Consider the following 21,616-nt stretch of genomic DNA (forward strand, 5'->3'; position numbering starts at 1 on the left):
TCATGCCCTATGCCTCATCCATCGAAACCTTGCGCTTCCTTTTGCGCTGATATTGTGCTTCCGCCACTATATCCTCGAATCCTTCTTTTGCTCCACAGGCCAGTTCGGCAGTCTTATCTATTACTGCAAGAACTGAACCCACAGCCCCTACCGTCAGCTTTCGCAGAGGACTAAATATTGCTTTTCTCGCTGAAAAATCTGTCTTTTCACCTTCTGCATCATCATCCAGACCCCTATTGTTTTCACTGATATTGTCAAGCTTAGCCAGTATATCTTCTACATTTTTATTCACATGCTCAAATCTATCATTCATAGTTTTAATACTGTTTTTCAAATCAGATTTATCATCCTGAAGTTTCTTCATCTCAGTACTTATCTGACTGTATTTCTGCTCAAGGGTATCCAGTTTCTGCTGCATTTTTTTCTGTAATTCCTCTGCATGAATTTCATTATTGTCGCTGTTCATCTTTACACCAACCTCTTTCTGAAAATTATAATCAAGTTTATTATTCACAATTTTTCTTTAATAATACATAATTACAACAATTTTTTTAATGGGTAAAATAAAAAGAAACCTTGATAATACAAAGTTTCTTTCAGGTATCCGCTCTTTATTCACCCGGCAAATTTTAATTACTGATGAGTATCAGATCACAGGCATCATATGTATTCTCAATACTGTTTATACTTGCAATGCAGGTTTCGATTAATTTATTTCTTAAACTAATCTTCATATTCATCATCAGTCCTTCTATCTGTCTGTATATTAATTCCCGATGTTTTCTTCTTTGATTTGCCAGATTATTCTTGTCCAATATCTTTCTGCCGGAAATATTTCTCTTCAGCAGTTCATTTACCATACTGATTCCACATATCTCATTTAAAATAAACGAGATGCCAGAATCTATAATATGTTCACAAATTCCAGCTGTTACTTGAGTAATTCTAGCACTGCTGATTGTCTCTTTTAAAATATGATTATCATAATGATCTTCTACTGATTCCACAGATACATCATCTAAATGCAATTGCCCCATATTTTCAGCAATCTTCATACCGATCCCGGCTAATATACCCTTCACACATCCTTTAATCTGACAATCTGACAGCACCTTTTCCTCAAAGTTTTTTCTTCCATGCAATGCAAGATTGTCAGACAGCATGTGAGAATAAGCAAGTGCTGGTTCCATGCGTGAAGAAAAAAACACATCCAACTCTTTTTCTATGAGTGAAATACAGGATATTTCAAGTTCATCTATACGATTTTGAGAGTAAAAATACGAACTTTTCATAAATAATTCCTACTCCTTTGCAGAACAATTTTTCAATAGATATATGATTAGGCATGTCCATAATTTATTCAGTTTTGAAAACCTGAATAAATTGCTGCAGTTCTTTCGTCATATTATTGATAGTGTGAACCTTATTACATATTTGTTCCATACCTGCTAATTGTTCTTCCATTGTGGCGTTGACTTCTTCAGCAGTTGCGGATCCTTCCTCAATTATACTGGAGGTATTCTCTACACACTCTTCAACTTCATCTTTGCTATTTCTCATCTTGCTCATTTCCCCATTGAGAGTTTCAATATCCTTTACCAATTCATCAGAGTTGTTTATTATGGACTCAAATACTTCTATAGTGGTTTCCAATTTTTCATTGGAATTCTCGGCTATCTGTGTCGTATGAATAAATTCTTCCCTGATCCTGTTTACAAAAACTCCTATTTCAGTTATTATATCATGTATTTCCCTGGCGGAATCTGAAGATTGTTCTGCAAGCTTCCTCACTTCATCAGCTACTACGGCAAAACCTTTACCCGATTCTCCTGCTCTTGATGCTTCTATAGCTGCATTTAATGCCAGCAAATTGGTCTGTTCAGCAATGGATTTTATTGAATCCGTAATTGTCTCTATGGATTGGGATTTATCTGCCAGATTTTTTACGTGTACCGCAGCACTTTGTATGGACTCATAATTTTTATTAAATTCTTCCTTCAATTCTTTTGCAGATATAATTCCCAGCTGATTTTTATCTTTAGTCTTCTCACCATACAAAGTAATTTTATTTGCACTCATATCAATATTATCCAGACCATTTTTGAGTATGGAAAATCTATTTACTATTCTGGACATATAATTAGTCTGTTGAACCGTACCAGTGGCAATCTCTCCCATAGCCCTGCCCACACTTCTGCTGGCTTCAATCAATTCATCCACCTGCTGACTTGTATCCTCGTTATAATTCTGCACATCTCTAATCATGTCTTTTACTTTGTCAATAAGCGTAAGCTGCTTAGCCGTTACATCATTAAAATTCTTTGCTATTTCACCTACTTGATCCTGACGTTTTAGAAATTTTTCTTCAACTCTGGCAGTGAGATTTCCCATAGAAACAGCATCCATAGCTGTATTGAGACTACACAGTGGTTTGGTAACAAATTCCGAAATAAATAAAGCAACTAATATACTGATTATAAGCATAAATATTACTATCATCAAGAAAATATTATTCTGTGCTTTTACATCCGCAAAGGCAACATCATAGGGAACTGTCGTCACTATGCCCCATTTAAGATCTGACACAGGTGAATAAATTGCCAATAGAGTCCTGCTGTTAAAATCATAGATACCCTGGCCGCTTTTACCTGCAGCAGAATTCTTTGCCGGCAAAAAATTCTTGTACATGGATATTCCATTGAAATTTGCCCAATCTTTATGGGCAACTACTATTCCATTATTATCTACTATAAAAGTATTGTCGTTTTTATTCTTCTGTACATCATTGATAATTTTACTCAAGGCATTTACATCAATAGTTGCGGTGATACATCCTACAACATTTGTACCTACCTTCACAGGTACACTATAATAAAATTCCAGAGGCTTTTTATTGATCTCGGATATTTTTACATTTGAATACTGTACCCTGCCGGAAACTGCATTACGGAAATATTCTTCTTTAGAAATATTTTTATAGACTCCAGAGGTGTTATAGATGATCTGACCTTTTGCATCAGCAATGGATATGCCACCGATGGATCCATTGGACTTTGCTCCTTGAATCAAAATACTCTGCATAGCATCATAATTCATTGATTTAATATTGGGATTGTCGGCCATCGACTGCATTTGATTTTTGATGCTGTCCAAATTAAACTTTATATCATCATTTATTCTGCCTATCAACTGTTCATTTGAAGAATATATATTTTTTTTGATTAGATTTGAAGAATTTATGCTTATATACGTCCCACTGCTTACAAGCGGTACAATAACAAGAAGTGCAAGAATAATAACCAGCATTGCCTTGAAATCCTTTTTTACATTCAATGAACTGAAACTTAAGAGCTGCCTTGCATTATCGTAAATTTGTTTTCTATTTATAAATTTCATAATCATATCTCCCTGCAGATTTTTAGTTTTTTCAATGTAACTTACTCTCTATCAGATTTTTATAATTTATGGAATAAATTCATGAATACTTCTTGTTTGCAATCAATATGTTTGATGAAAATTATTATATTCTTCTTCTGTTTCTGGAATTTTCAACTGTCCTGATGTTACCTTTGCTTTAATATTGTTCACTTCATTCAAAATACTTTCCGGAACAAGTTTATTTGTAGTGGGTGCTATATCAACTCCCCCTTCAGCAAGGCCGTACTGCAGTGTGGCTCCTCCGTTCCATCTGCCATTTTTAAGATCCTCTGCAACATCATACACTGCATTATCCACTTTTTTCATGGCTGAAGTTATGACATTGTCCGGCGCCAACGCACTCTGGTCCGAATCCACGCCTATACAGTATTTACCCATCTCCTTGGCACACTCTATCAACCCATTTCCCGTTGCTCCTGCAGCATGGAATATTATATCCGCTCCACCGCCGTACATTCTGGCGGCAATCTGCTTTCCTTTGTCCGGTTCAGAAAATGAACCCGCATATTCGCTTACAACTTTACAGTCGGGATTTGCATACCTGACTCCTGCCATATACCCATACTGAAATTTCTGTATTAAAGGGCCTTCAACACCTCCTATAAATCCCACAGTATTTGTCTTCGTCATCTTACCAGCTATGTAGCCTACAAGAAATGAACTTTCATTTTCCTTAAATGTAACTCCTATTACATTTGATGGGGTATCACTGCCATAACTGTTATCTATTATTGCATATTTCTGATTTGGATGCTTCTGAGCTTCAGATTTAATAGCATCTGCCATCATAAATCCAATGCCCCATATGAGATCCTTTTTTCCATTTAAAGCTGTTTCCATATTTTTGGTATAGTCATTCTCATTTTTCGTCTCTATATAGCTTGCTTTCACACCAAGATCCTTCTGTGCTTTTTTGAGACCCTCCCAGGCAGATTCATTAAAAGACTTGTCTTTAATACCTCCCATGTCCGTCACAATCCCTATATTTAGAGGAACTGAATTTACCTGCTTCCCGGAATCCAAATATTCCTGGGTATTCTTATTTGAGCAACCTGCAAAAACAATAGAAATACACAAAATCAGCAAAAATACCTTAGAACCAATTTGTTTCATTTTATTCATCTCCTGTAACATTTTATAAATTAATACAAGCAATACAGCTTACATATTAACAACTATTTTTTTATAGTTCTATTTTTCACAGATGAAATGAGATATTTATTGGGCCTCATAGTGGCAACTGCTGCAACTTGATGGACTTATTTAATTAAATCTTGTTTTAGTATATTTCTATATAAACTTTGTATAGCTATAAATTAGCCGTCAATTATACGATTGTTGATTTATAAAAATGATATCATAGGAATATTAATAACTCATTATACCTTTGTTAAATCCAACACTACTATAATAAAATCAGCACATAGAACAGATATTAAATCAATGCCAAAGTAAAAATCAAGGAATAATTTACAGCTTTATCGGAAAATATAATTAAATAGTTTAGGATGAATTTGTCTAACGTTTTATAAATTTTGGAAAGGTGATGTGACAGAGTGCTTTGTGCAAATAATAATGCCAAAAATCATATAAATGATTATAATTTCTTATATAAACGAATAAGAATACCAATTAAGTCTGTTTATAGAAACCAGTCAGCAGCAGATTCAATAACTAAATATATTCTGTCTCTGAGAGGAGTGAAGCTGGTTAGGGCCAATACTATAACTGGTAAAGTATTGATTTTATTCGATGAGGATATAGTATCAGAGAGATACATTGAAAAACAAATCAACATTCATATGAAAAAAACCAAGATCAGCCATGACTCCAATATAATTAAAATCAATAATATGAATGAAGAAACTGCCCTGCCAATCGGCTTTGAAAATATTAAATCACCGGTATCCGGTGCTTCAAAAACTATCGATTCAACACCATGGCATACAATGGACAAAAATCAAATTGGAACTATATTAAATACGAATCTCAAATATGGTTTAACCAGCAAAACAGTATCAAAGAAGATAAAGGAACTTGGCCTAAATGTACTCTCGGAGAAAAAAAGGACTTCATTAATGTCCAAAATTTTAAAAAGTCTCAATAATTTTTCAGTAAAATTACTTCTTGGAGTCAGTGCAGCTTCTTTTGTGCTGGGCCAAATTCCAGACGCCATAGCCATACTCAGTATAGTGTGTATTGAAACTGTGCTTGAAACTGCTCAGCAGCATAAAGCTGAAAAATCCCTGTACTCCCTTAAAGACATAATTGTTCATAAAGCCAGAGTACTTAGAAATGGACATGAAACTTATATAGATGCCAAGCATTTGGTTACCGGAGACATAATCCTGATTCAAGCAGGAGATAAAATACCCGCCGATGCCAGAATAATTGAAGGTTATGACTTGAAGACCACAGAAGCTTCACTAACTGGTGAAGCCACCGCAGTATCTAAATCCACTGAGCTATGCAATAAATACACCGAACTGGGAAGCAGACATAATATGTTGTTTATGGGAACCAACGTTATCTGTGGTACAGGCAAGGCAATTGTGGTAGCTACCGGAATGAATACCGAAATAGGAAAGATTGCGGCAATGCTTCAAAGTATAAGATCCCAGGCAACTCCTCTTCAGACAAAAATGCAGAATTTCACCACTAAGCTAACCAAGATATGTCTGGCTTGCTGTGCATTTATCGGCTTCGGTGCTCTGCTTGCCGGCAAAAGTCTTACTCAAGTTTTAAACATGTCAGTGAGCTTTTCCATAGGAGCTCTGCCTGAAAGTCTTCCAGCTATCGTAACCGTTGCTATGGCTCTGGGAATTCAGAGGATGAGTAAACATAATGCCATCGTAAGGAAGATGAACTCACTGGAAACCTTAGGCTCCACTAATATAATCTGCTGCGATAAGACAGGAACTCTTACTATGAATGAAATGACGGTCAGGAAGATTTATGCAGATAGATGTCTGTATGATGTAACCGGTTCAGGTTACGACCCGGAGGGTGATATCAACCTTATTGAAGGAGATCCTGCAAGAAGAGCCATCCTTAAGAAAATGTTGACTACCGCAGTGATCTGCAACAATGCATCCTTGACAAAATGTAATAATAAATGGACTGTGGAAGGAGATCCTACGGAGGGAGCCCTGATAGCTGCCGCCCACAAACTGGGATTAGATGAATATGTGCTTAGGGATTTCAATTCCCGTTTAAAAGAAATTCCATTTGACAGTTCCAGAAGATTCATGACTGTAATAACAGAAACTTCAGAGGGTAAAACCGCTTTTTGCAAAGGTGGCCTGGATTGTGTTATTGAAAAATGTAAAACCATTTACGAGAATGGAGTTGAAAGACTTTTAACATCAACAGATAAGGAAAGAATCATGTCAATAGGCGATGAAATGGGAGAACATGCTCTCAGAGTTTTAGCTTTTGCATATAAAAAAATCAATGGGAAAAATTTTGAAAACGTTGCCAACAATTTTGTGTTTCTAGGAATGGCCGGAATGGAAGATCCTCCAAAAAAAGGTGTTAAAGATTGTATAAAAAAATGTCACAGAGCAGGTATAAAAGTCGTTATGATTACAGGTGATCATAAAAATACCGCAGCGGCTATAGGAAAAAAATTGGGCCTATTGACAGACGGTCTTGTTATGTCCGGAAATGAACTGGACGCTATGACCGATGAAGAATTGGATTATAAAATCAGTAAGGTACAAGTTTTTGCAAGAACTTCTCCCGAACAGAAATACAGAATAGTAAAGGCTTTTAAACGATTTGGCTACGTTGTAGCCATGGCAGGTGACGGCGTTAACGACGCTCCTGCTATTAAAGAAGCCAACATCGGTATAGCTATGGGAAGCAATGGCAGTGATGTGGCCAAAGACGCCGCATCTATAACTCTTGTTGACGATGATTTCTGTACAATAGTAAAAGCCATCGAGGATGGCAGGACTGTCAACAACAACATAAAAAATTCCATGAGGTATCTGCTGGCAGGTAATCTGGGTGAGATAATTGCTATTGCCCTAGCTTCTACTGTGGGAGGAATTCTTCCTCTTATTTCCATCCAAATACTATGGACGAATTTAATTTCAGAAAGTATTCTGGGCTCTGCTCTAACTACAGAACCATCCAGTGATGATGTGATGAATTCAGCTCCATTGAGAAGGGATGAACCTTTAATCAACAAAAAGCTTGGAGTACAAATTGTCAGAAGAGGTGTTGGAATAGGTTTAACTACTTTTGGAATATTCAAAGGGTCCCTGCTGCTGGGAGCAGGTCTAAATAAAGCTCGAACTTTAGCCTTTTCCAGTTTAATCTGTTCTCAATTTTTAAATCTATATGATTGTAGAGGAAATAAAGCTGCATTGTCTAATAAGTATATAAACATTGGAGTTGCCTCTTCTATAGCTATGTTATTGAGCATAATATATCTGCCGTTTATAAGCCCATATTTTGGTACACAGGCATTGACATTGATGGATTGGGGTGCTGTAGGAGGAATGTGTATGATCAGTAGAATATAACTAAAGACTATATCTGAAAATTATTTATTTCATTTTTAATTCAAAATAAAACAAGATCCTAAAGCTATTTTCGCTTTAGGGTCAAAATTATCAATTGATGTATTATCTAAATTATATCTTTACATATCATACACTAATCAATGGTCTATTGCCTTGTATCCTCCAGCTTCTGCCTCTGCAATGGTTTTAAAATACACCGCATTATTGGCATTTTTCACTTCCTCAGAATAATACGCTTCTCCAGGAAGATAATATATTTTTTTGCCGGTGTCACCTACAATTGTTCCATTACCATTTGCATCTACATATTGGTTTCCACTATTTGTAGTAGTACTTGTATTGGACGTAGAAACATCCTGTATTGGTGTAACATCAATTTCCTGAACGGGAATATCTTGAAATACCGACTGTTTTGCGCTTCTAGGTTCAAGTGCCGTTACCGAACCATTCACAGTTGTATTGGATGTCTTTGCATTAACTGTTTTTGCATTACTTGTTGTTGCATTATATTCTCCAAAAAATATCAGGAAAAATAACCCTAGATATAGAGCAGCACTTATTCCATATCCCAATCCTGCTTGCCATTTTTCTTTAAAAAGTATCGGTTTAACCATAGATATTATAAACAATACCAAGAATATAATCCCTGCAGTATAAAATATCCACTTAATCATAAGAATCTCTCCCTGCTAAGATGATATTATTTATACATATTGTATCATATTTTAAAGAATATTGGCAGTTCCCGTCAATTTACATTAAAAAATTCCTCAGATAGTTCACCTATCCAAGGAATAAAACATTCATTAATTAAAGAACAGTAATATTTTCTGCCTGTGGTCCCTTTTGTCCTTCTCCTACATCATAAGAAACCTTCTGTCCTTCATCAAGTGATTTATAACCATCTGAATTGATTTGAGAAAAGTGTGCAAAAATATCTTTTCCATCTTCTCCTGTAATAAATCCAAATCCTTTGTTTCCATTAAACCATTTAACTGTACCTGTCATAATAAGTACCTCCTAAATTTTATTTCTTAAACTCTTTGTAATAAACCCATCAAATAAAATTTCCATATAAGCGTACATATTATAAACATAAGTACTCATTGAAATATATTTTCATTTAAATTAATTACGATTCATTTAAGTTACTGATTTAGTATATCATACATCATTGCATAAAGCAAATTATTCTTTTCACTTGTCATAAAATAAGCACCTTACACAACAGGCGCTTATTTAACAATAGAATTTATTTTTTGATCACCTGACATTCTTATCTAGTAACACTCAGCATTCCATCATTTTTAGCATCTTTTTGACAATTCATGCACAACATTTTTCCAAACCTTTTGGCACTATAACTTGCTACTTTTTCAGATATAATATTTCCACACTTTTCACAGTGATATTCATTTTGATTTGATTTGCTCCGTGCATTTTCATTATTGTTAATAGCATTTTTACTATCCTTAATAATTGTCTTACTCTGATCACCTATTGATTTTCCTAAAGAATATCTTATTCTGTAATGATTATCTTGAATCTCCAGTTTATTAATTTCTCTGCTTTTACTATATCCTATTGACTTGACTTTAAAGCGTACTCTTGGAGATAGAATTATTTTGCCATCTCTTTCATCAAATTCTCCCTGTTGTAAGTTGATCCATATTAAAGGAGCCGTATAAAGTTCCCTTCCTATTCCAATGTTAAACCCCGCTCTTTTAAAACTGTCACTAGCCTGCCCTTTTTCTTTTTCTGTATGACTTTCAACTCCAACATCCTGTTTTCTGATCCATTGATTCTTTTCACCATCCCATATATCTATATTACAGAACAATCTGCCATTTATAAGTTCATGCGTCCTTCTCCAGCCTGTCACGCCAAAAGTTTCGTCAAGTATTCGCATATCAACTCTTGCATCTTTATACAACAGCAAAATACACGCTGCACCATTTATAGTCTTCTTTAAACTCTGTACCCTTACTTCAATTTCATCTGCATTTAAAAGCCTTATTTGTTTCTCCATAATTACTGCACCTCCTATCTAATACTTAAAGTCGTAGTCTGCTTAATTTCAGCTCCATTTATTTCTATTTCTTTTTTTAAATCTTCTAATATGGCTACTTTGTCCAATTTATCTGGCTGAGGTATTTTATATTTTTCTGGGACAGCTTCTTCATCTATTATATTGACAGCAGGTGCATTTTTTTTAATTGAAAGAGTGAACAGATTACCTTTTATTTTGTTCTTCCTTAAAATCTGCATATGCTCAAATAAATAACCTTTTAAATTAGCTATCTGGTTTCCCACAGCTTTTCTTCTAGCCTGCAATCTTTTTATTTCTTCATCCAGCCCTTTAGAATCAATTTCCCTTGATTTTATAATTTTCGCAATATTTTCAGCTTTAATATCAAACTCTTCATCTATTTTGTTCAAAGACTGCTCTATAGCTTTTTTCGCATCTTCTAATTCCGGATTATCCAATAATTCATCTAAATTTTTATATCTTTTGGATATCTCATACAGTTTTGCCATAATTACACCTCCTCTGCTATTTCTTTAAAGCTATTTATGCAATCATTACAAATAGACAAATTTTCAATTTTATAATAACTATCTCCAACAAAAATACTCTCACCACACACATCACAAGTTGTGAATATCTTAGCTATTGGAGCTTCATATCTATAGTCATAGCAACAATCCGGCAGCATATTTATCACTCCTCTAATAAGATATACTTATTTTTTGTATATCTCTAACTTTATTTTGAATGGTTTTTAATATGCCTATACTTATTTATTTTTTCCATTCATTAAAGCCTGAATTGATATCAGGCCTGCAGTTGAATATTTTATTATTTTTCTTGTATTCCATATTTTGCATATGTTTTTATTTCCAAATTAAAGCTAAAATCAGCATGCTAAAACATTATAAAAATTTGGCCATTAAAATAGACACCCTATTAAAGGATGCCTATTTTAAAATATAATTAAGGGAGATCTAATTAATTAAGTATCTGTTGGTGGTTGCATTTAATTTTATCATGCCCTGCAACCACAGGCACCAATTACACTCATAATTATCTTTAAAGGAGACAATATTTGAAAATAATCTATAATAAACTAAGGGTATATCTCATCTCCTTAGAACACTTATAATTATATAAAGTATTTATTACATCTTAATGTCATATTAATAAACTATTTGTTAACATTATGAAATAAGCACCTGTAACTTAGGTGCTCACTTCATTGTATAATTTTTAAGGAGAACAACTTTTGAAATTATTTAGAATGCCCTCTGGAATAGTTATTATTATACTTGTAAATTATTAACAAGATAAGTATTAAATGTTAACTATTTATTAACTATTTTACTGCAATACGCATACGATAACAAAAACCTATTTCAAATTCACTATTGCCAAATATATCAGTAATTTTTTCTTTAAAAGAAAGTAAAAAAGGCTTAATTTCATCCTTCTCAGCTTTAAGAATAGCTTGAAGTCCCCCCTGACTTAAAGCAAGTGCAATAAATCTCTGCGCATTGCAATTTTCAGAATTCAAGAATACTATTTCTCTTACATATTGAAATTTACCACTATTTTTTATATTTATAAGATGACTATTTTTATCCCATCTTTTAAGGCTATTTTTAATATTGGGATCTGTTAATTCAATCTCCTTTACTTTGTCAAAAAGCTTATTGTATTCAATTTCCGCTTTTAAATCACATACTGGCGGCCAATCACAATCATAGGTTGCAAAAATACCATTCTTCTTCAATATTCTTGATACCTCATTCAACGTAGTTTCTGGATTCATCCAGTGAAATGATTGTGAACACGTAACAACATCTGCAAAGTTATTATCTAATCCAGTATTATCTGAAAACGCAGAAATAAATTCTAAGTTCTTTAAACAATTTGACTTTTTTCTAGCTACACTGATCATGTCGGTACTTGGCTCTAAACCAATAACCCTATCGCTTACATCACTCCAAATTCTTGTAGAAAGTCCTGTACCACACCCTAAATCTACTACAGCAGAAGGTTTTTTACTTAAATATTTCAATATCAATTCTATAACTTTTTCTGGACATTTAGGCCTCGCACTATCATAAATATCAGCAAACCCTTTAAATCTATCTGCATTAAGTTTCAGATTTCCCATATTTAATATTCTTCCTTTCATACTTTAATTAATATAGTATATTATCATAATAGCAATATTATTTGTAAACAATATGCAGAGCAGACATCCGCCGTATAGGGCGCCTACTCTGCAATATAAACACTATTGAAAATATTTCAACTAACATGGCAGCCCCTTATAAGAGACTGCCATACTGCACTATCAGTGCATTGTCAAGCTAGCTGACCTGGTCTTTGACCCCACACTCGCCTGCTGGAATTTTCACTACCCGGATTTACCCTCTCATTACTAATCCTCTCGCATTTATGGCGGCAGGACTTACCTCTAAGCCGCACCGTGCTCATTAAATATTTTATTTAACTTACGTGGATCGTTTCGCCTGCGACTGGCATCGACTTTCAACCACAAACCTAGCCCAACTATTAAATTATACCTTACTTTTTGCTCCAGTCAATACATTAACTTTTTTTGCTCCATTTTTCAGGAGCTCAAAACTACAGCAAAAAACAGTAGCACCAGTGGTTATAACATCATCCACCAACAAAATACTTTTATTTTTAATATGATGGACATCACAGACTTTAAAACTCCCGTACATATTATTCCATCGTTCTTCTCTGCTCAGCCCTATTTGATCCATGGTATCCGTGGTTTTTGTTAAACAATGTACAACAGGCTTTTTAAAATATTTTCCCAAAATTTTTGCCAGATACTCTCCTTGATTATACCCTCTATTTTTAAAAGATTTCTCTGTCATGGGAACATAAGTCAGCACATCAAAGAATATATTGTTACTGCATATGGTATCCTTCATATAAGATGCTATTACATCTCCTGATCTAAAAGAACTCTTATACTTTAATTTTATTATAAGCTCCATCATGACACCCGAATAATATGAGCTGCTGTAACAATCAAATTGACAATTATTTTTTTCAATTTTAAATCCAGTCCTACAAATTTTTATATCCTTTTTACAGACTTCACATATATTTTCATCATCATATACATCCCTTTTGCAGATTACACATTTTTCATCACCACAATATATCAGCCCCAATATACAATCCCACAAAAAAACTAACTTTTCAGTAAACCCATGTCCCATGCTTCTCTATTAAAGTTCCTGGTTATATTTCTAGCCTGTTCCATATCTTCCGTTTCCAAATTGGCCACCATTATAACCTCTCCCTTTACATTCATTTCACCTCTTTTTATACTTCCACATAAGTAAACAAATTTTTTATAGCTGAGATCTGCATTATCAGCAAAATACACCATTATATCTGAATTTTTTGCATTGGCTATAATCTGTCTGAAACTGTCAGTTATCAATATCGAATCCTTCACCTGAAAAAATTTATTCATAGATTTCCTACCGGATTCTTCTTCAATAAAATATATAATATTTTTGCATAAATTTTTACAATAATTATGTATATATGAATAGACATTTGCCACTTTAAATTCATCCGGCACATATATTATGGCTTTTCTCCCTTCACTTAAAGACCATTTTAAATAGTCATATACTACAAATGGTATGTCTTTATTCATGTCAAATCTAGTAAGTATAGTCCTGGGTTCTACTATAGGACCCTCCTTTGAGATAGGCAAAAATAATTCTCTGCCATTTCCAAATATATTTTCTATGGAGTACACAATTACCTTGCCATTTTTATAAATAAGCCTATCAATTAAATTAATTATCTCATATCTGTCATACACCGAAAAACTATTTATGTCATCATATATCACCAATTGGAATTTCTTCTTTAATTTGAGTGCATTATGAAAACTGGATATTTCAAACAAACAATTTACATTGTTTTCTGGCTTTTTTATATAAGCATAATCCCTGAAATCTGTATATTTTTTTATATTTTTTATTATATCAATGTTATTGGGCTCCTCATCCGTAATATAGATTACATTTCTATTTTGTCTGACACAGTTCATAATAATATCTATAAAAAAACTGGAAGAATTGTATGGAACAGAAATAATACTTAAAAACTGCTCTCCAGAACTATCCCATCTCACTATTCCCCTCTCTATTTCCTTTACTTTAGTGATAAAATTCATCTTATTCCACAGTAGCATCTGTTTCACTCTCCATTATATCCATTATTCTGTATTTTAATAACGAATACCTTTCAAAGCTTTTATTATTATTTATCATAAAGCTTAATGCCTTTAAATCTCCTACCAACACTACCATTTGCTTTGCCCTGGTTATAGCAGTATACAATAGATTTCTATTCATGAGCAGAGGTGGACCCATGAATATGGGAAGAATGATTACAGGAAATTCACTTCCCTGGCTTTTATGTATGGTTATTGCGTAGGACAGTTCCAATTCATCTAAATGCATATTATCATATACAACTTTTTTATCCTCGTCAAATACAACCGTCAATGTATTTTTTTCCTCGTCTATACTTTGGATATATCCAAAATCTCCATTAAAAATTCCTATGCCTTCTTCTGGATTTTGTTCTGAAACTCCAGTCCATTTTAAAGTATAATCATTTTTAATCTGCATTACCCTGTCACCTGTCCTAAACACAGTGTTCCCACTCTTCTTTTCTTTCTTTTCCGAAGATTTTGGATTCAAGACCTCCTGAAGTCTTGAATTTAAGTTAGATATCCCCAGAATCCCTTTCCTCATTGGGGACAATATCTGAATATGCTGCATTTTATTCCAGTTTTTATTGAAATTGGGCAATCTTCTATCAATTAATCCTATCAGTGTATCCATTATAGCCGAAGGTTCTCTGCAATTTATGAAATAAAAATCTTTGAGCTTCTTGTTCAAAATAGGCATTTCTCCTGAATTTATCCTATGTGCATTTACTATGATCATACTTTCTTTTGACTGTCTGAATATTTCCTTCAATCTAACTACTTTTATACAGCCGCTGTCTATAAAATCCCTGAGTACATTTCCTGGACCCACTGAAGGAAGCTGCTGTGCATCTCCCACTATTATGAGTCTGGTTCCAACAGAAATAGCCTTTAACAAATTATTCATAAGCATTATGTCTATCATGGAAGCTTCGTCTATAATCACCACATCACATTTAAGTGGTGATTCTTCTCCTCTTGAGAAAAACATGGCCTCTTCATCACTTTCCACTCCCATTTCAAGCAATCTGTGTATGGTCTTAGCCTCTCTTTCAGTAGCTTCCGACATTCTTTTTGCTGCCCTGCCGGTAGGTGCTCCCATTAAAACTTTACAATTTGCTTTTTCAAATAATTGAATTATACAATTGATTATAGTTGTTTTCCCCGTACCTGGTCCTCCGGTTATTATTTCCACACCATTTTTCACCGCTCCTTCTATAGCCTCTTTCTGGGAAGGTGCAAATTTAATATTATTTTTATCTTCAAAGTTTTTAATTTCTTTATTTACATCAAAACCTATATCTTTGTAACTGCTAAAGGCCAAGGTTAAAATTTTTTTTGTCACACTCAATTCGCAATAATAATAGGTTATGGGAAAAACACAGAGTTTATCATCTTGTTTTTCCAGTTTTATTTTCCCATTTATAGAATCCTCATATATATTGACCTCAAGTTCCTCCCTGGTAACTTTAAGTATATCCTCCCCCTCTTTTATAAGTCTGTCTATAGGCATATAAGTGTTCCCCAAACTACAAAACTGATTTACCACATATCTTATCCCACTTTGTATCCTGAAAGAGGAATTCTTTTTTATTCCAAGACTGCCGGCTATCCTGTCAGCTGTTTTAAATCCTATTCCTCCTATCTCCTCTGTAAGTATATACGGATTTTCTTTCACCTTGCCTATAGAATCAGCTCCAAATTTTTTATGTATTTTTACGCATTGATTTGGGGTAACTCCATAAGTCTGTAAAAATATCATTATATTCCTTATTTCATTCTGCCTGGAGTAAGATTCCGCTATCAGCGCTATTTTTTTATCCCCTATACCTTCTATTTCCCTTAGCCTTTTTATGTCATCATCCAATACATGAAGAGTATCTTTTCCAAATTTTTTGACTATTTTTCTGGCAGTAACAGGTCCTATACCCGATATAATTCCCGAAGACAAATATCTCTCTATACCAGTAATAGTATCAGGCACTATTTCCTCAGAAGCTTTAACTTTAAACTGACGCCCGAACTGGGGATGCAGCACCCATTCTCCCATAACCTTTAAATTTTTTCCCTCAGCTATATAGGGTATGCAGCCTACTATAGTCACTGTATTTTCCTTTTCCTTCATTTTAGCAACTACATATCCATTGTCTTTATTTTGAAATATTATATCTTCTATAGTTCCCTGTAAATCCTGCATAGAATCTCTCCTACTTTAATAACATATAAAAAACCTGCAATCTATATCTTTGAATATAATTATAACACATCATTTTAATTTTAAAAAAGCTCTGTATAATTTTTGAATATACAAAGCTTCTAAATGTCTAAATGTATTTTTTTATATCCTCAACTTTATCTAATTTTTCCCAAGGCAAATCTATGTCCGTTCTTCCAAAATGCCCATAAGCTGCAACTTGTCTATATATAGGTCTTCTTAAATTCAAATTTCTTATTATAGCTGCAGGTCTCAAATCAAATACCTTCTTCACTATATCAACTATTTTTCCCTCTGATATTTTCCCTGTACCCAAAGTATCTATAGTTATAGATACAGGTTCTGCTACACCTATGGCATAAGCAAGCTGTATCTCCAATTTATCTGCAACACCTGCAGCAACCAAATTCTTTGCCACCCACCTTGCAGCATAAGCAGCGGATCTGTCAACCTTGGTTGGATCCTTCCCCGAAAATGCACCACCGCCGTGTCTTCCATATCCGCCATAAGTATCAACTATTATTTTTCTTCCAGTAAGACCTGAATCCCCCTGTGGTCCGCCAACCACAAACCTTCCTGTTGGATTTATGAAATATTTTGTATTTTTATCTAAAAATTCGGAAGGAACAATGGGCTTTATGACATTCTCAATTATATCGCTTTCAATTTGTTCTTTAGTTGCCAGCTCGTCATGTTGTGCAGACACTACCACAGTATCAACTCTAACTGGTTTATTGTCATCATATTCTATAGTCACCTGAGTTTTTCCGTCCGGCCTCAAATAGCTTAATGTCTTATCTTTTCTCACCTGGGATAATCTTTTTGCCAATTTATGAGCTAGACTTATGGGCATAGGCATGTATTCAGAAGTTTCATTAGTCGCAAATCCAAACATCATTCCCTGATCCCCTGCCCCTATTGCATCTATTTCCTGCATCTGTCCCTTCTTGGCTTCCAAGGATTTATCCACACCCATTGCTATATCTGATGACTGCTCATCGATTGAGCTCATTACTGCACAGGTATCACAATCAAATCCATATTTTGCTCTGGTATATCCTATCTCCTTTACAGTTTTCCTAACTATTTTAGGAATATCTACATAGCAATTAGTTGATATTTCTCCCATAACCAATATCATACCTGTAGTAGTAGCAGTTTCACATGCTACTCTTCCATAAGGATCCTGTTTCAATATAGCATCCAGGATAGCATCTGAAATTTGATCACACATTTTATCTGGATGTCCCTCTGTAACTGATTCAGATGTAAATAATTTTCTCATTTTCAATACCTCCATACTGTATAAAAATAAAAAAGCCTCTTCAAATAAGAAGAGGTTAAATAATTAACTGCTCTCTTATCTTGCAAATCACCTTGCAGGAATTGGCACCTTGGCAAAACTTCTACTGGTTGCCGGGTTTCATCGGGCCTTTTTCCCTCCACCTCTCTGGATAAGAGCTTTCACTATATGCTTGTAATATTTGTAAAAATCCTTACAAAATAAAAAACACCATACAGTGCTTTTATGGTGGAGGAAGATGGATTCGAACCATCGAAGTCACTGACAACAGATTTACAGTCTGCCCCCTTTGGCCACTCGGGAATTCCTCCACATTTGGTGCTGGCAGTAAGCTTCGAACTCACGACCTACTGATTACAAGTCAGTTGCTCTACCTGCTGAGCTATGCCAGCTTATTTTGTTATAAAATAATGGTGGGCACAACAGGGCTCGAACCTGTGACCCTCTGCTTGTAAGGCAGATGCTCTCCCAGCTGAGCTATGCGCCCACAATATTTGGTGGAGGAAGATGGATTCGAACCATCGAAGTCACTGACAACAGATTTACAGTCTGCCCCCTTTGGCCGCTCGGGAATTCCTCCACATTTGGTGCTGGCAGTAAGCTTCGAACTCACGACCTACTGATTACAAGTCAGTTGCTCTACCAACTGAGCTATGCCAGCTTACCTGCCTGTATAAATTTACATTGTAGTAAAAAACAAAGGCGTTTAACGTAGTTTAGTATACATTTTCGTACAATTATTTTCAAATTTCATATCCCAGCAAAATATAATATTAAATGCTCATTACTCAAGTTATCTCATTATTACTTCTAAAATCATATACCTATGATTTAGGCCTAATATTTTACATAACTCCGTCATATAGATTATATATAGTGTTCTCTGTGAATATTGTCCACATATACTGCTACTGCATGCATAAAAGAAGGTGAATGTATTGACTAAAATAAGATCCAATTATAAAAATCCGCTGGCATACTATGATCTAGCCCATTTTTTAAAAGATCACATAGACAAAAATACTATTATCGTATGTATTGGAACAGACAGATACATAGGAGACTGCCTGGGCCCTTTGGTAGGCACTATGCTAAAGTGTAAGCATTTCCCTCTACCAGTCTACGGTACCATCTCAGAACCAATACACGCTCTAAACATTGAAAGTAAGTTGAATGAAATAAAATTACTTCATCCACACAATAACATTATAGGTATCGATGCGTGTCTAGGTGATTTCGAAGCCATTGGAGAAATACAGGCAAGAGATTTTCCCGTTCATCCTGGAAAGGGAGTGGGTAAATCTCTACCCAACGTAGGAGATTCTTCAATAATAGGCATAGTCGATTCAAATAATAATGAAGGTATATTTAGCAATAGCAGTAATATACGCTTAAATCTAATTTTAAACATGGCAGAAGTGATACTTTATTCACTAATTCACTCATATTACCTTTACTATAATAAAATCTTGTTGTAATATATGAATTTTACTTCTTTGTTTAATCTATTAAAGTTATATCATCACCTGTAAAAATAACTTCCATTTTATCCAAATACTCAAGAACTTTTCCTGTACCTAAAGCCACACATGATATTGGATCTTCTGCTACATAAACAGGTACATGCGTTACTTCCTGTATTAGATCACTTAATCCATTTAGTAAAGCTCCTCCCCCAGTCATCACAATACCTTTTTCAGCTATATCGGCAGATAGCTCTGGAGGAGTTTTTTCCAATACTGCTTTGGCTGTATCTGCTATAGAATTTACAGTTTCCTGTAAGGCCATTCTCATTTCCTTAGATGATACTTCCATATTTTTGGGGAGCCCTGTAATTAGATCTCTTCCTCTTATTTCCATGGTGACCAATTCACTCTTTTCAAAGGCAGACCCTATGTTTATCTTTAGATCTTCTGAAGTTCTCTCACCAATCATCAATTTATGTTCTTTTCTAATATATTTCATTATGGCTTCATCAAACCTATCTCCTGCCACTTTAATAGAAGCTCTCACCACTATTCCACCTAGTGAAATTATGGCTACATCAGTAGTTCCCCCTCCTATATCTATCACCATACTGCCACTTGCCTTGGTTATATCGATTCCAGCACCTATAGCTGCTGCTAGAGGTTCTTCAATCAAGAACACCTTCTTTGCACCTGCATTTTTAGCTGCATCAATTACAGCTCTCTTTTCAACTTCAGTGGCCTCGCAGGGTATACAAATTACTATTCTCGGGGCTGACATTCTCTTTTTTCCACAAGCTTTTTCTATAAAATACTTCAACATCTTTTCTGTTACATCATAGTCGGATATAACTCCATCTTTTAATGGACGAATGGCAACAATATTACCCGGCGTTCTACCTATCATCTGCCATGCTTCTTCTCCCACAGCCAGTACTCTATTTTTAATTTTATCTATGGCAACAACTGAAGGCTCTTTTAAAATTACCCCTTTGCCTTTGATATAAACAAGCACTGTAGCTGTACCCAAGTCTATTCCCATATCAGTTCCTATATTAAAAAACATCCCTTTTTTCACTCCTAATCTGACTTGCTTTTCATAATAAAATGTAAATCCATTTACTATAATTATCATATCATATTTCTAATTATAATGGGAATGTTTTTAACCTTCAATAGCTTTATATTTCATTTTGGTAGCCTTTCCACCTCTTATATGTCTCTCTGCTTTATTATAATCCAATATACTCTTGGCCTCTTGTGCAACCTGTGGATTTATTTTAGGTAATCTTTCAGTCATATCTTTGTGTATGGTACTTTTGCTGACTCCAAAAACCTTAGCAGTTTTTCTTATGGTTGCCTTAGAACCTATTATATATTTTGCAACTTCCAAAACTCTCTCTTCAATATAATCCTTCAAATTCATTCAACTCCTTTATATAAATATCAGCTAGTAATCAAAACTCTCTATGATAAAATATCTACAGATACTTTTTTCTTTAATTTAAAAAATTTAACATCTACTTGTCCCCCCATATATAAATATGCCCCTTTATACCTTAAAATTCATTGTATATGGGCCATCTCTCCATATAATTTGGAGAAATGGCTAAATATTAGTATTTTATATACTTGCCTGGATCAGCAAATTCTTTTCCCTTTATAACAGCAAAATGCAAATGGTTCCCATATTTTTCATAGGCTGATCTCAATGTGGTTTTACCAACTATTCCTATAACCGTACCCTTTTTCACAATTTTACCCACGCTTACTTTCACATTGGGATCTAAATTAGAATAAACGGTTTTCAACCCATTCTGATGATCTAAAATAATCTCTACTCCATCTTGTGTTGCAGTATTTACCGCTTCCACTTTCCCGTCCATTGCTGCAAATACCGGTTTTCCCAAATCTGTTTGTATATCATATCCTAAATTAGGTCTGTATGTTCCTGTCGAATCCCAATATACAGGATCCTCTGAAAACCCTCTGGCAATAACTCCTTCTACTGGTTTCTGAAATGAAGTACTCATTGAATTAGATACCTCTTTTGAAGTTTCCTTTTGGGCATTTGCATTTGCTTGACCTGCCTTTTTAACTTGAAGGGCATTATCATAACTTGTAGAAGAATTTTTATCCGCTTTTGCAGTTTGCTTAACCTGCTTTTGTTCTATAGCTTCATTCCTCTGTTTCTGCAATTCGGCACTTTGATTTTTGTTATTTCTTGCAGTCAGCAGCGCAACTGTTGCTACTATACATAAACAAATAAATAATATTACGTAAAAACCCTCCTTTTTAAAAAAGTTAGCTGCTTTATTTGAAAATTTTTTGTCCATATGAACACCTCCTTTTTGTAGTTTGTCCAGAGGCTAACA

19 protein-coding genes, 5 tRNA genes and 1 riboswitch are annotated in these 21,616 nt (G+C 34.5%); of the genes, 2 read left to right on the plus strand and 22 right to left on the minus strand.

Annotation, left to right across the window (positions count from 1 at the left end):
* Positions 1 to 7 precede the first annotated feature (7 nt).
* From CLLU_RS04165 to CLLU_RS04180, 4 genes are all read right to left on the minus strand, one after another.
* Complete coding sequence (locus CLLU_RS04165) at positions 8 to 514, minus strand: hypothetical protein (protein ID WP_242977468.1); 507 nt, start codon at positions 512 to 514, stop codon at positions 8 to 10.
* Between the two features lie 115 nt (positions 515 to 629).
* Entirely contained in the window at positions 630 to 1,292 is a 663-nt protein-coding gene (locus tag CLLU_RS04170) for a hypothetical protein (protein WP_106008322.1), read from the minus strand.
* A 64-nt stretch (positions 1,293 to 1,356) separates the two neighbouring features.
* Positions 1,357 to 3,396: a methyl-accepting chemotaxis protein gene (locus CLLU_RS04175; protein ID WP_158255873.1), complete on the minus strand. Its 2,040-nt coding sequence runs from the start codon at positions 3,394 to 3,396 to the stop codon at positions 1,357 to 1,359.
* 102 nt (positions 3,397 to 3,498) lie between these two features.
* On the minus strand, positions 3,499 to 4,551 hold the full coding sequence (locus CLLU_RS04180) for a BMP family lipoprotein (protein ID WP_106008324.1): 1,053 nt from the start codon (positions 4,549 to 4,551) through the stop codon (positions 3,499 to 3,501).
* Positions 4,552 to 4,994: 443 nt separating this feature from the next.
* On the opposite strand from CLLU_RS04180, the gene CLLU_RS04185 reads away from it, so the two are divergent.
* On the plus strand, positions 4,995 to 7,970 hold the full coding sequence (locus tag CLLU_RS04185; RefSeq protein ID WP_242977469.1) for a cation-translocating P-type ATPase: 2,976 nt from the start codon (positions 4,995 to 4,997) through the stop codon (positions 7,968 to 7,970).
* 137 nt (positions 7,971 to 8,107) lie between these two features.
* Here CLLU_RS04185 and CLLU_RS04190 read toward each other — a convergent pair whose 3' ends face one another.
* The 15 genes from CLLU_RS04190 to CLLU_RS04255 all read right to left on the minus strand — a co-directional run bounded on the left by CLLU_RS04190 (position 8,108) and on the right by CLLU_RS04255 (position 18,436).
* Entirely contained in the window at positions 8,108 to 8,644 is a 537-nt protein-coding gene (locus CLLU_RS04190; RefSeq protein ID WP_106008325.1) for an NADH-quinone oxidoreductase subunit J, read from the minus strand.
* 136 nt (positions 8,645 to 8,780) lie between these two features.
* The gene (locus CLLU_RS04195; RefSeq protein WP_106008326.1) at positions 8,781 to 8,978 is read right to left on the minus strand and encodes a cold-shock protein; all 198 of its coding nucleotides are present in this window, start codon (positions 8,976 to 8,978) and stop codon (positions 8,781 to 8,783) included.
* 268 nt (positions 8,979 to 9,246) lie between these two features.
* Positions 9,247 to 9,999, minus strand: coding sequence for a hypothetical protein (locus CLLU_RS04200; RefSeq protein ID WP_106008327.1), 753 nt, complete (start codon positions 9,997 to 9,999; stop codon positions 9,247 to 9,249).
* A gap of 14 nt (positions 10,000 to 10,013) precedes the next feature.
* Positions 10,014 to 10,508, minus strand: a complete 495-nt coding sequence (locus CLLU_RS04205) for a siphovirus Gp157 family protein (protein WP_106008328.1) — start codon at positions 10,506 to 10,508, stop codon at positions 10,014 to 10,016.
* Positions 10,509 to 10,510: 2 nt separating this feature from the next.
* A complete protein-coding gene (locus tag CLLU_RS18840) occupies positions 10,511 to 10,687 on the minus strand; it encodes a hypothetical protein (protein WP_170065729.1) in 177 nt (58 codons plus the stop codon).
* 657 nt (positions 10,688 to 11,344) lie between these two features.
* A complete protein-coding gene (locus CLLU_RS04210; protein ID WP_106008329.1) occupies positions 11,345 to 12,148 on the minus strand; it encodes a class I SAM-dependent methyltransferase in 804 nt (267 codons plus the stop codon).
* A gap of 409 nt (positions 12,149 to 12,557) precedes the next feature.
* Complete coding sequence (locus CLLU_RS04215) at positions 12,558 to 13,190, minus strand: ComF family protein (protein WP_242977470.1); 633 nt, start codon at positions 13,188 to 13,190, stop codon at positions 12,558 to 12,560.
* Positions 13,191 to 13,210: 20 nt separating this feature from the next.
* A complete protein-coding gene (locus CLLU_RS04220; RefSeq protein ID WP_106008331.1) occupies positions 13,211 to 14,233 on the minus strand; it encodes a hypothetical protein in 1,023 nt (340 codons plus the stop codon).
* Positions 14,217 to 16,454 (minus strand): SF1B family DNA helicase RecD2, encoded by a 2,238-nt coding sequence (gene recD2, locus CLLU_RS04225; protein ID WP_106008332.1) that lies wholly within the window; start codon positions 16,452 to 16,454, stop codon positions 14,217 to 14,219. Before recD2 ends, CLLU_RS04220 begins: the two co-directional genes overlap by 17 nt.
* Before the next feature lie 127 nt (positions 16,455 to 16,581).
* The gene (gene metK / locus CLLU_RS04230) at positions 16,582 to 17,757 is read right to left on the minus strand and encodes a methionine adenosyltransferase (protein WP_106008333.1); all 1,176 of its coding nucleotides are present in this window, start codon (positions 17,755 to 17,757) and stop codon (positions 16,582 to 16,584) included.
* Between the two features lie 72 nt (positions 17,758 to 17,829).
* Positions 17,830 to 17,933: riboswitch (SAM riboswitch) on the minus strand.
* Between the two features lie 68 nt (positions 17,934 to 18,001).
* Positions 18,002 to 18,086 (minus strand) — tRNA-Tyr (locus tag CLLU_RS04235).
* A gap of 5 nt (positions 18,087 to 18,091) precedes the next feature.
* Positions 18,092 to 18,167, minus strand: a tRNA-Thr gene (locus CLLU_RS04240).
* 19 nt (positions 18,168 to 18,186) lie between these two features.
* Positions 18,187 to 18,262: transfer RNA gene (locus CLLU_RS04245), tRNA-Val, on the minus strand.
* Between the two features lie 8 nt (positions 18,263 to 18,270).
* A tRNA-Tyr gene (locus CLLU_RS04250) sits at positions 18,271 to 18,355 on the minus strand.
* Positions 18,356 to 18,360: 5 nt separating this feature from the next.
* Positions 18,361 to 18,436 (minus strand) — tRNA-Thr (locus tag CLLU_RS04255).
* 277 nt (positions 18,437 to 18,713) lie between these two features.
* Here CLLU_RS04255 and yyaC point away from each other — a divergent pair.
* Positions 18,714 to 19,253 carry a spore protease YyaC gene (gene yyaC, locus CLLU_RS04260; RefSeq protein WP_106008334.1) on the plus strand — a complete coding sequence of 180 codons (540 nt, stop codon included), beginning with the start codon at positions 18,714 to 18,716 and terminating at the stop codon, positions 19,251 to 19,253.
* Between the two features lie 22 nt (positions 19,254 to 19,275).
* Here the strand turns inward: yyaC and mreB are convergent, their stop codons facing one another.
* From mreB to CLLU_RS04275, 3 genes are all read right to left on the minus strand, one after another.
* Positions 19,276 to 20,307 carry a rod shape-determining protein gene (gene mreB / locus CLLU_RS04265; RefSeq protein WP_106008370.1) on the minus strand — a complete coding sequence of 344 codons (1,032 nt, stop codon included), beginning with the start codon at positions 20,305 to 20,307 and terminating at the stop codon, positions 19,276 to 19,278.
* A 99-nt stretch (positions 20,308 to 20,406) separates the two neighbouring features.
* On the minus strand, positions 20,407 to 20,661 hold the full coding sequence (gene spoIIID, locus CLLU_RS04270; protein WP_106008335.1) for a sporulation transcriptional regulator SpoIIID: 255 nt from the start codon (positions 20,659 to 20,661) through the stop codon (positions 20,407 to 20,409).
* A 196-nt stretch (positions 20,662 to 20,857) separates the two neighbouring features.
* The gene (locus tag CLLU_RS04275; RefSeq protein ID WP_106008336.1) at positions 20,858 to 21,577 is read right to left on the minus strand and encodes a M23 family metallopeptidase; all 720 of its coding nucleotides are present in this window, start codon (positions 21,575 to 21,577) and stop codon (positions 20,858 to 20,860) included.
* Between the last annotated feature and the right edge of the window lie 39 nt (positions 21,578 to 21,616).

Origin of the sequence: Clostridium luticellarii (assembly GCF_002995845.1) — a bacterium.
Lineage (GTDB): Bacteria > Bacillota > Clostridia > Clostridiales > Clostridiaceae > Clostridium_B > Clostridium_B luticellarii.

Excerpts from the sequence above, each read along its gene's own strand:
- CLLU_RS04170 (WP_106008322.1), bottom strand. The coding sequence starts at position 1,292 with ATGAAAAGTTCGTATTTTTACTCTCAAAATCGTATAGATGAACTTGAA.
- CLLU_RS04175 (WP_158255873.1), bottom strand. The coding sequence starts at position 3,396 with ATGAAATTTATAAATAGAAAACAAATTTACGATAATGCAAGGCAGCTC.
- CLLU_RS04180 (WP_106008324.1), bottom strand. The coding sequence starts at position 4,551 with ATGAAACAAATTGGTTCTAAGGTATTTTTGCTGATTTTGTGTATTTCT.
- CLLU_RS04190 (WP_106008325.1), bottom strand. The coding sequence starts at position 8,644 with ATGATTAAGTGGATATTTTATACTGCAGGGATTATATTCTTGGTATTG.
- CLLU_RS04195 (WP_106008326.1), bottom strand. The coding sequence starts at position 8,978 with ATGACAGGTACAGTTAAATGGTTTAATGGAAACAAAGGATTTGGATTT.
- CLLU_RS04200 (WP_106008327.1), bottom strand. The coding sequence starts at position 9,999 with ATGGAGAAACAAATAAGGCTTTTAAATGCAGATGAAATTGAAGTAAGG.
- CLLU_RS04205 (WP_106008328.1), bottom strand. The coding sequence starts at position 10,508 with ATGGCAAAACTGTATGAGATATCCAAAAGATATAAAAATTTAGATGAA.
- CLLU_RS18840 (WP_170065729.1), bottom strand. The coding sequence starts at position 10,687 with ATGCTGCCGGATTGTTGCTATGACTATAGATATGAAGCTCCAATAGCT.
- CLLU_RS04210 (WP_106008329.1), bottom strand. The coding sequence starts at position 12,148 with ATGGGAAATCTGAAACTTAATGCAGATAGATTTAAAGGGTTTGCTGAT.
- CLLU_RS04220 (WP_106008331.1), bottom strand. The coding sequence starts at position 14,233 with ATGCTACTGTGGAATAAGATGAATTTTATCACTAAAGTAAAGGAAATA.
- recD2 (WP_106008332.1), bottom strand. The coding sequence starts at position 16,454 with ATGCAGGATTTACAGGGAACTATAGAAGATATAATATTTCAAAATAAA.
- metK (WP_106008333.1), bottom strand. The coding sequence starts at position 17,757 with ATGAGAAAATTATTTACATCTGAATCAGTTACAGAGGGACATCCAGAT.
- mreB (WP_106008370.1), bottom strand. The coding sequence starts at position 20,307 with ATGTTTTTTAATATAGGAACTGATATGGGAATAGACTTGGGTACAGCT.
- CLLU_RS04275 (WP_106008336.1), bottom strand. The coding sequence starts at position 21,577 with ATGGACAAAAAATTTTCAAATAAAGCAGCTAACTTTTTTAAAAAGGAG.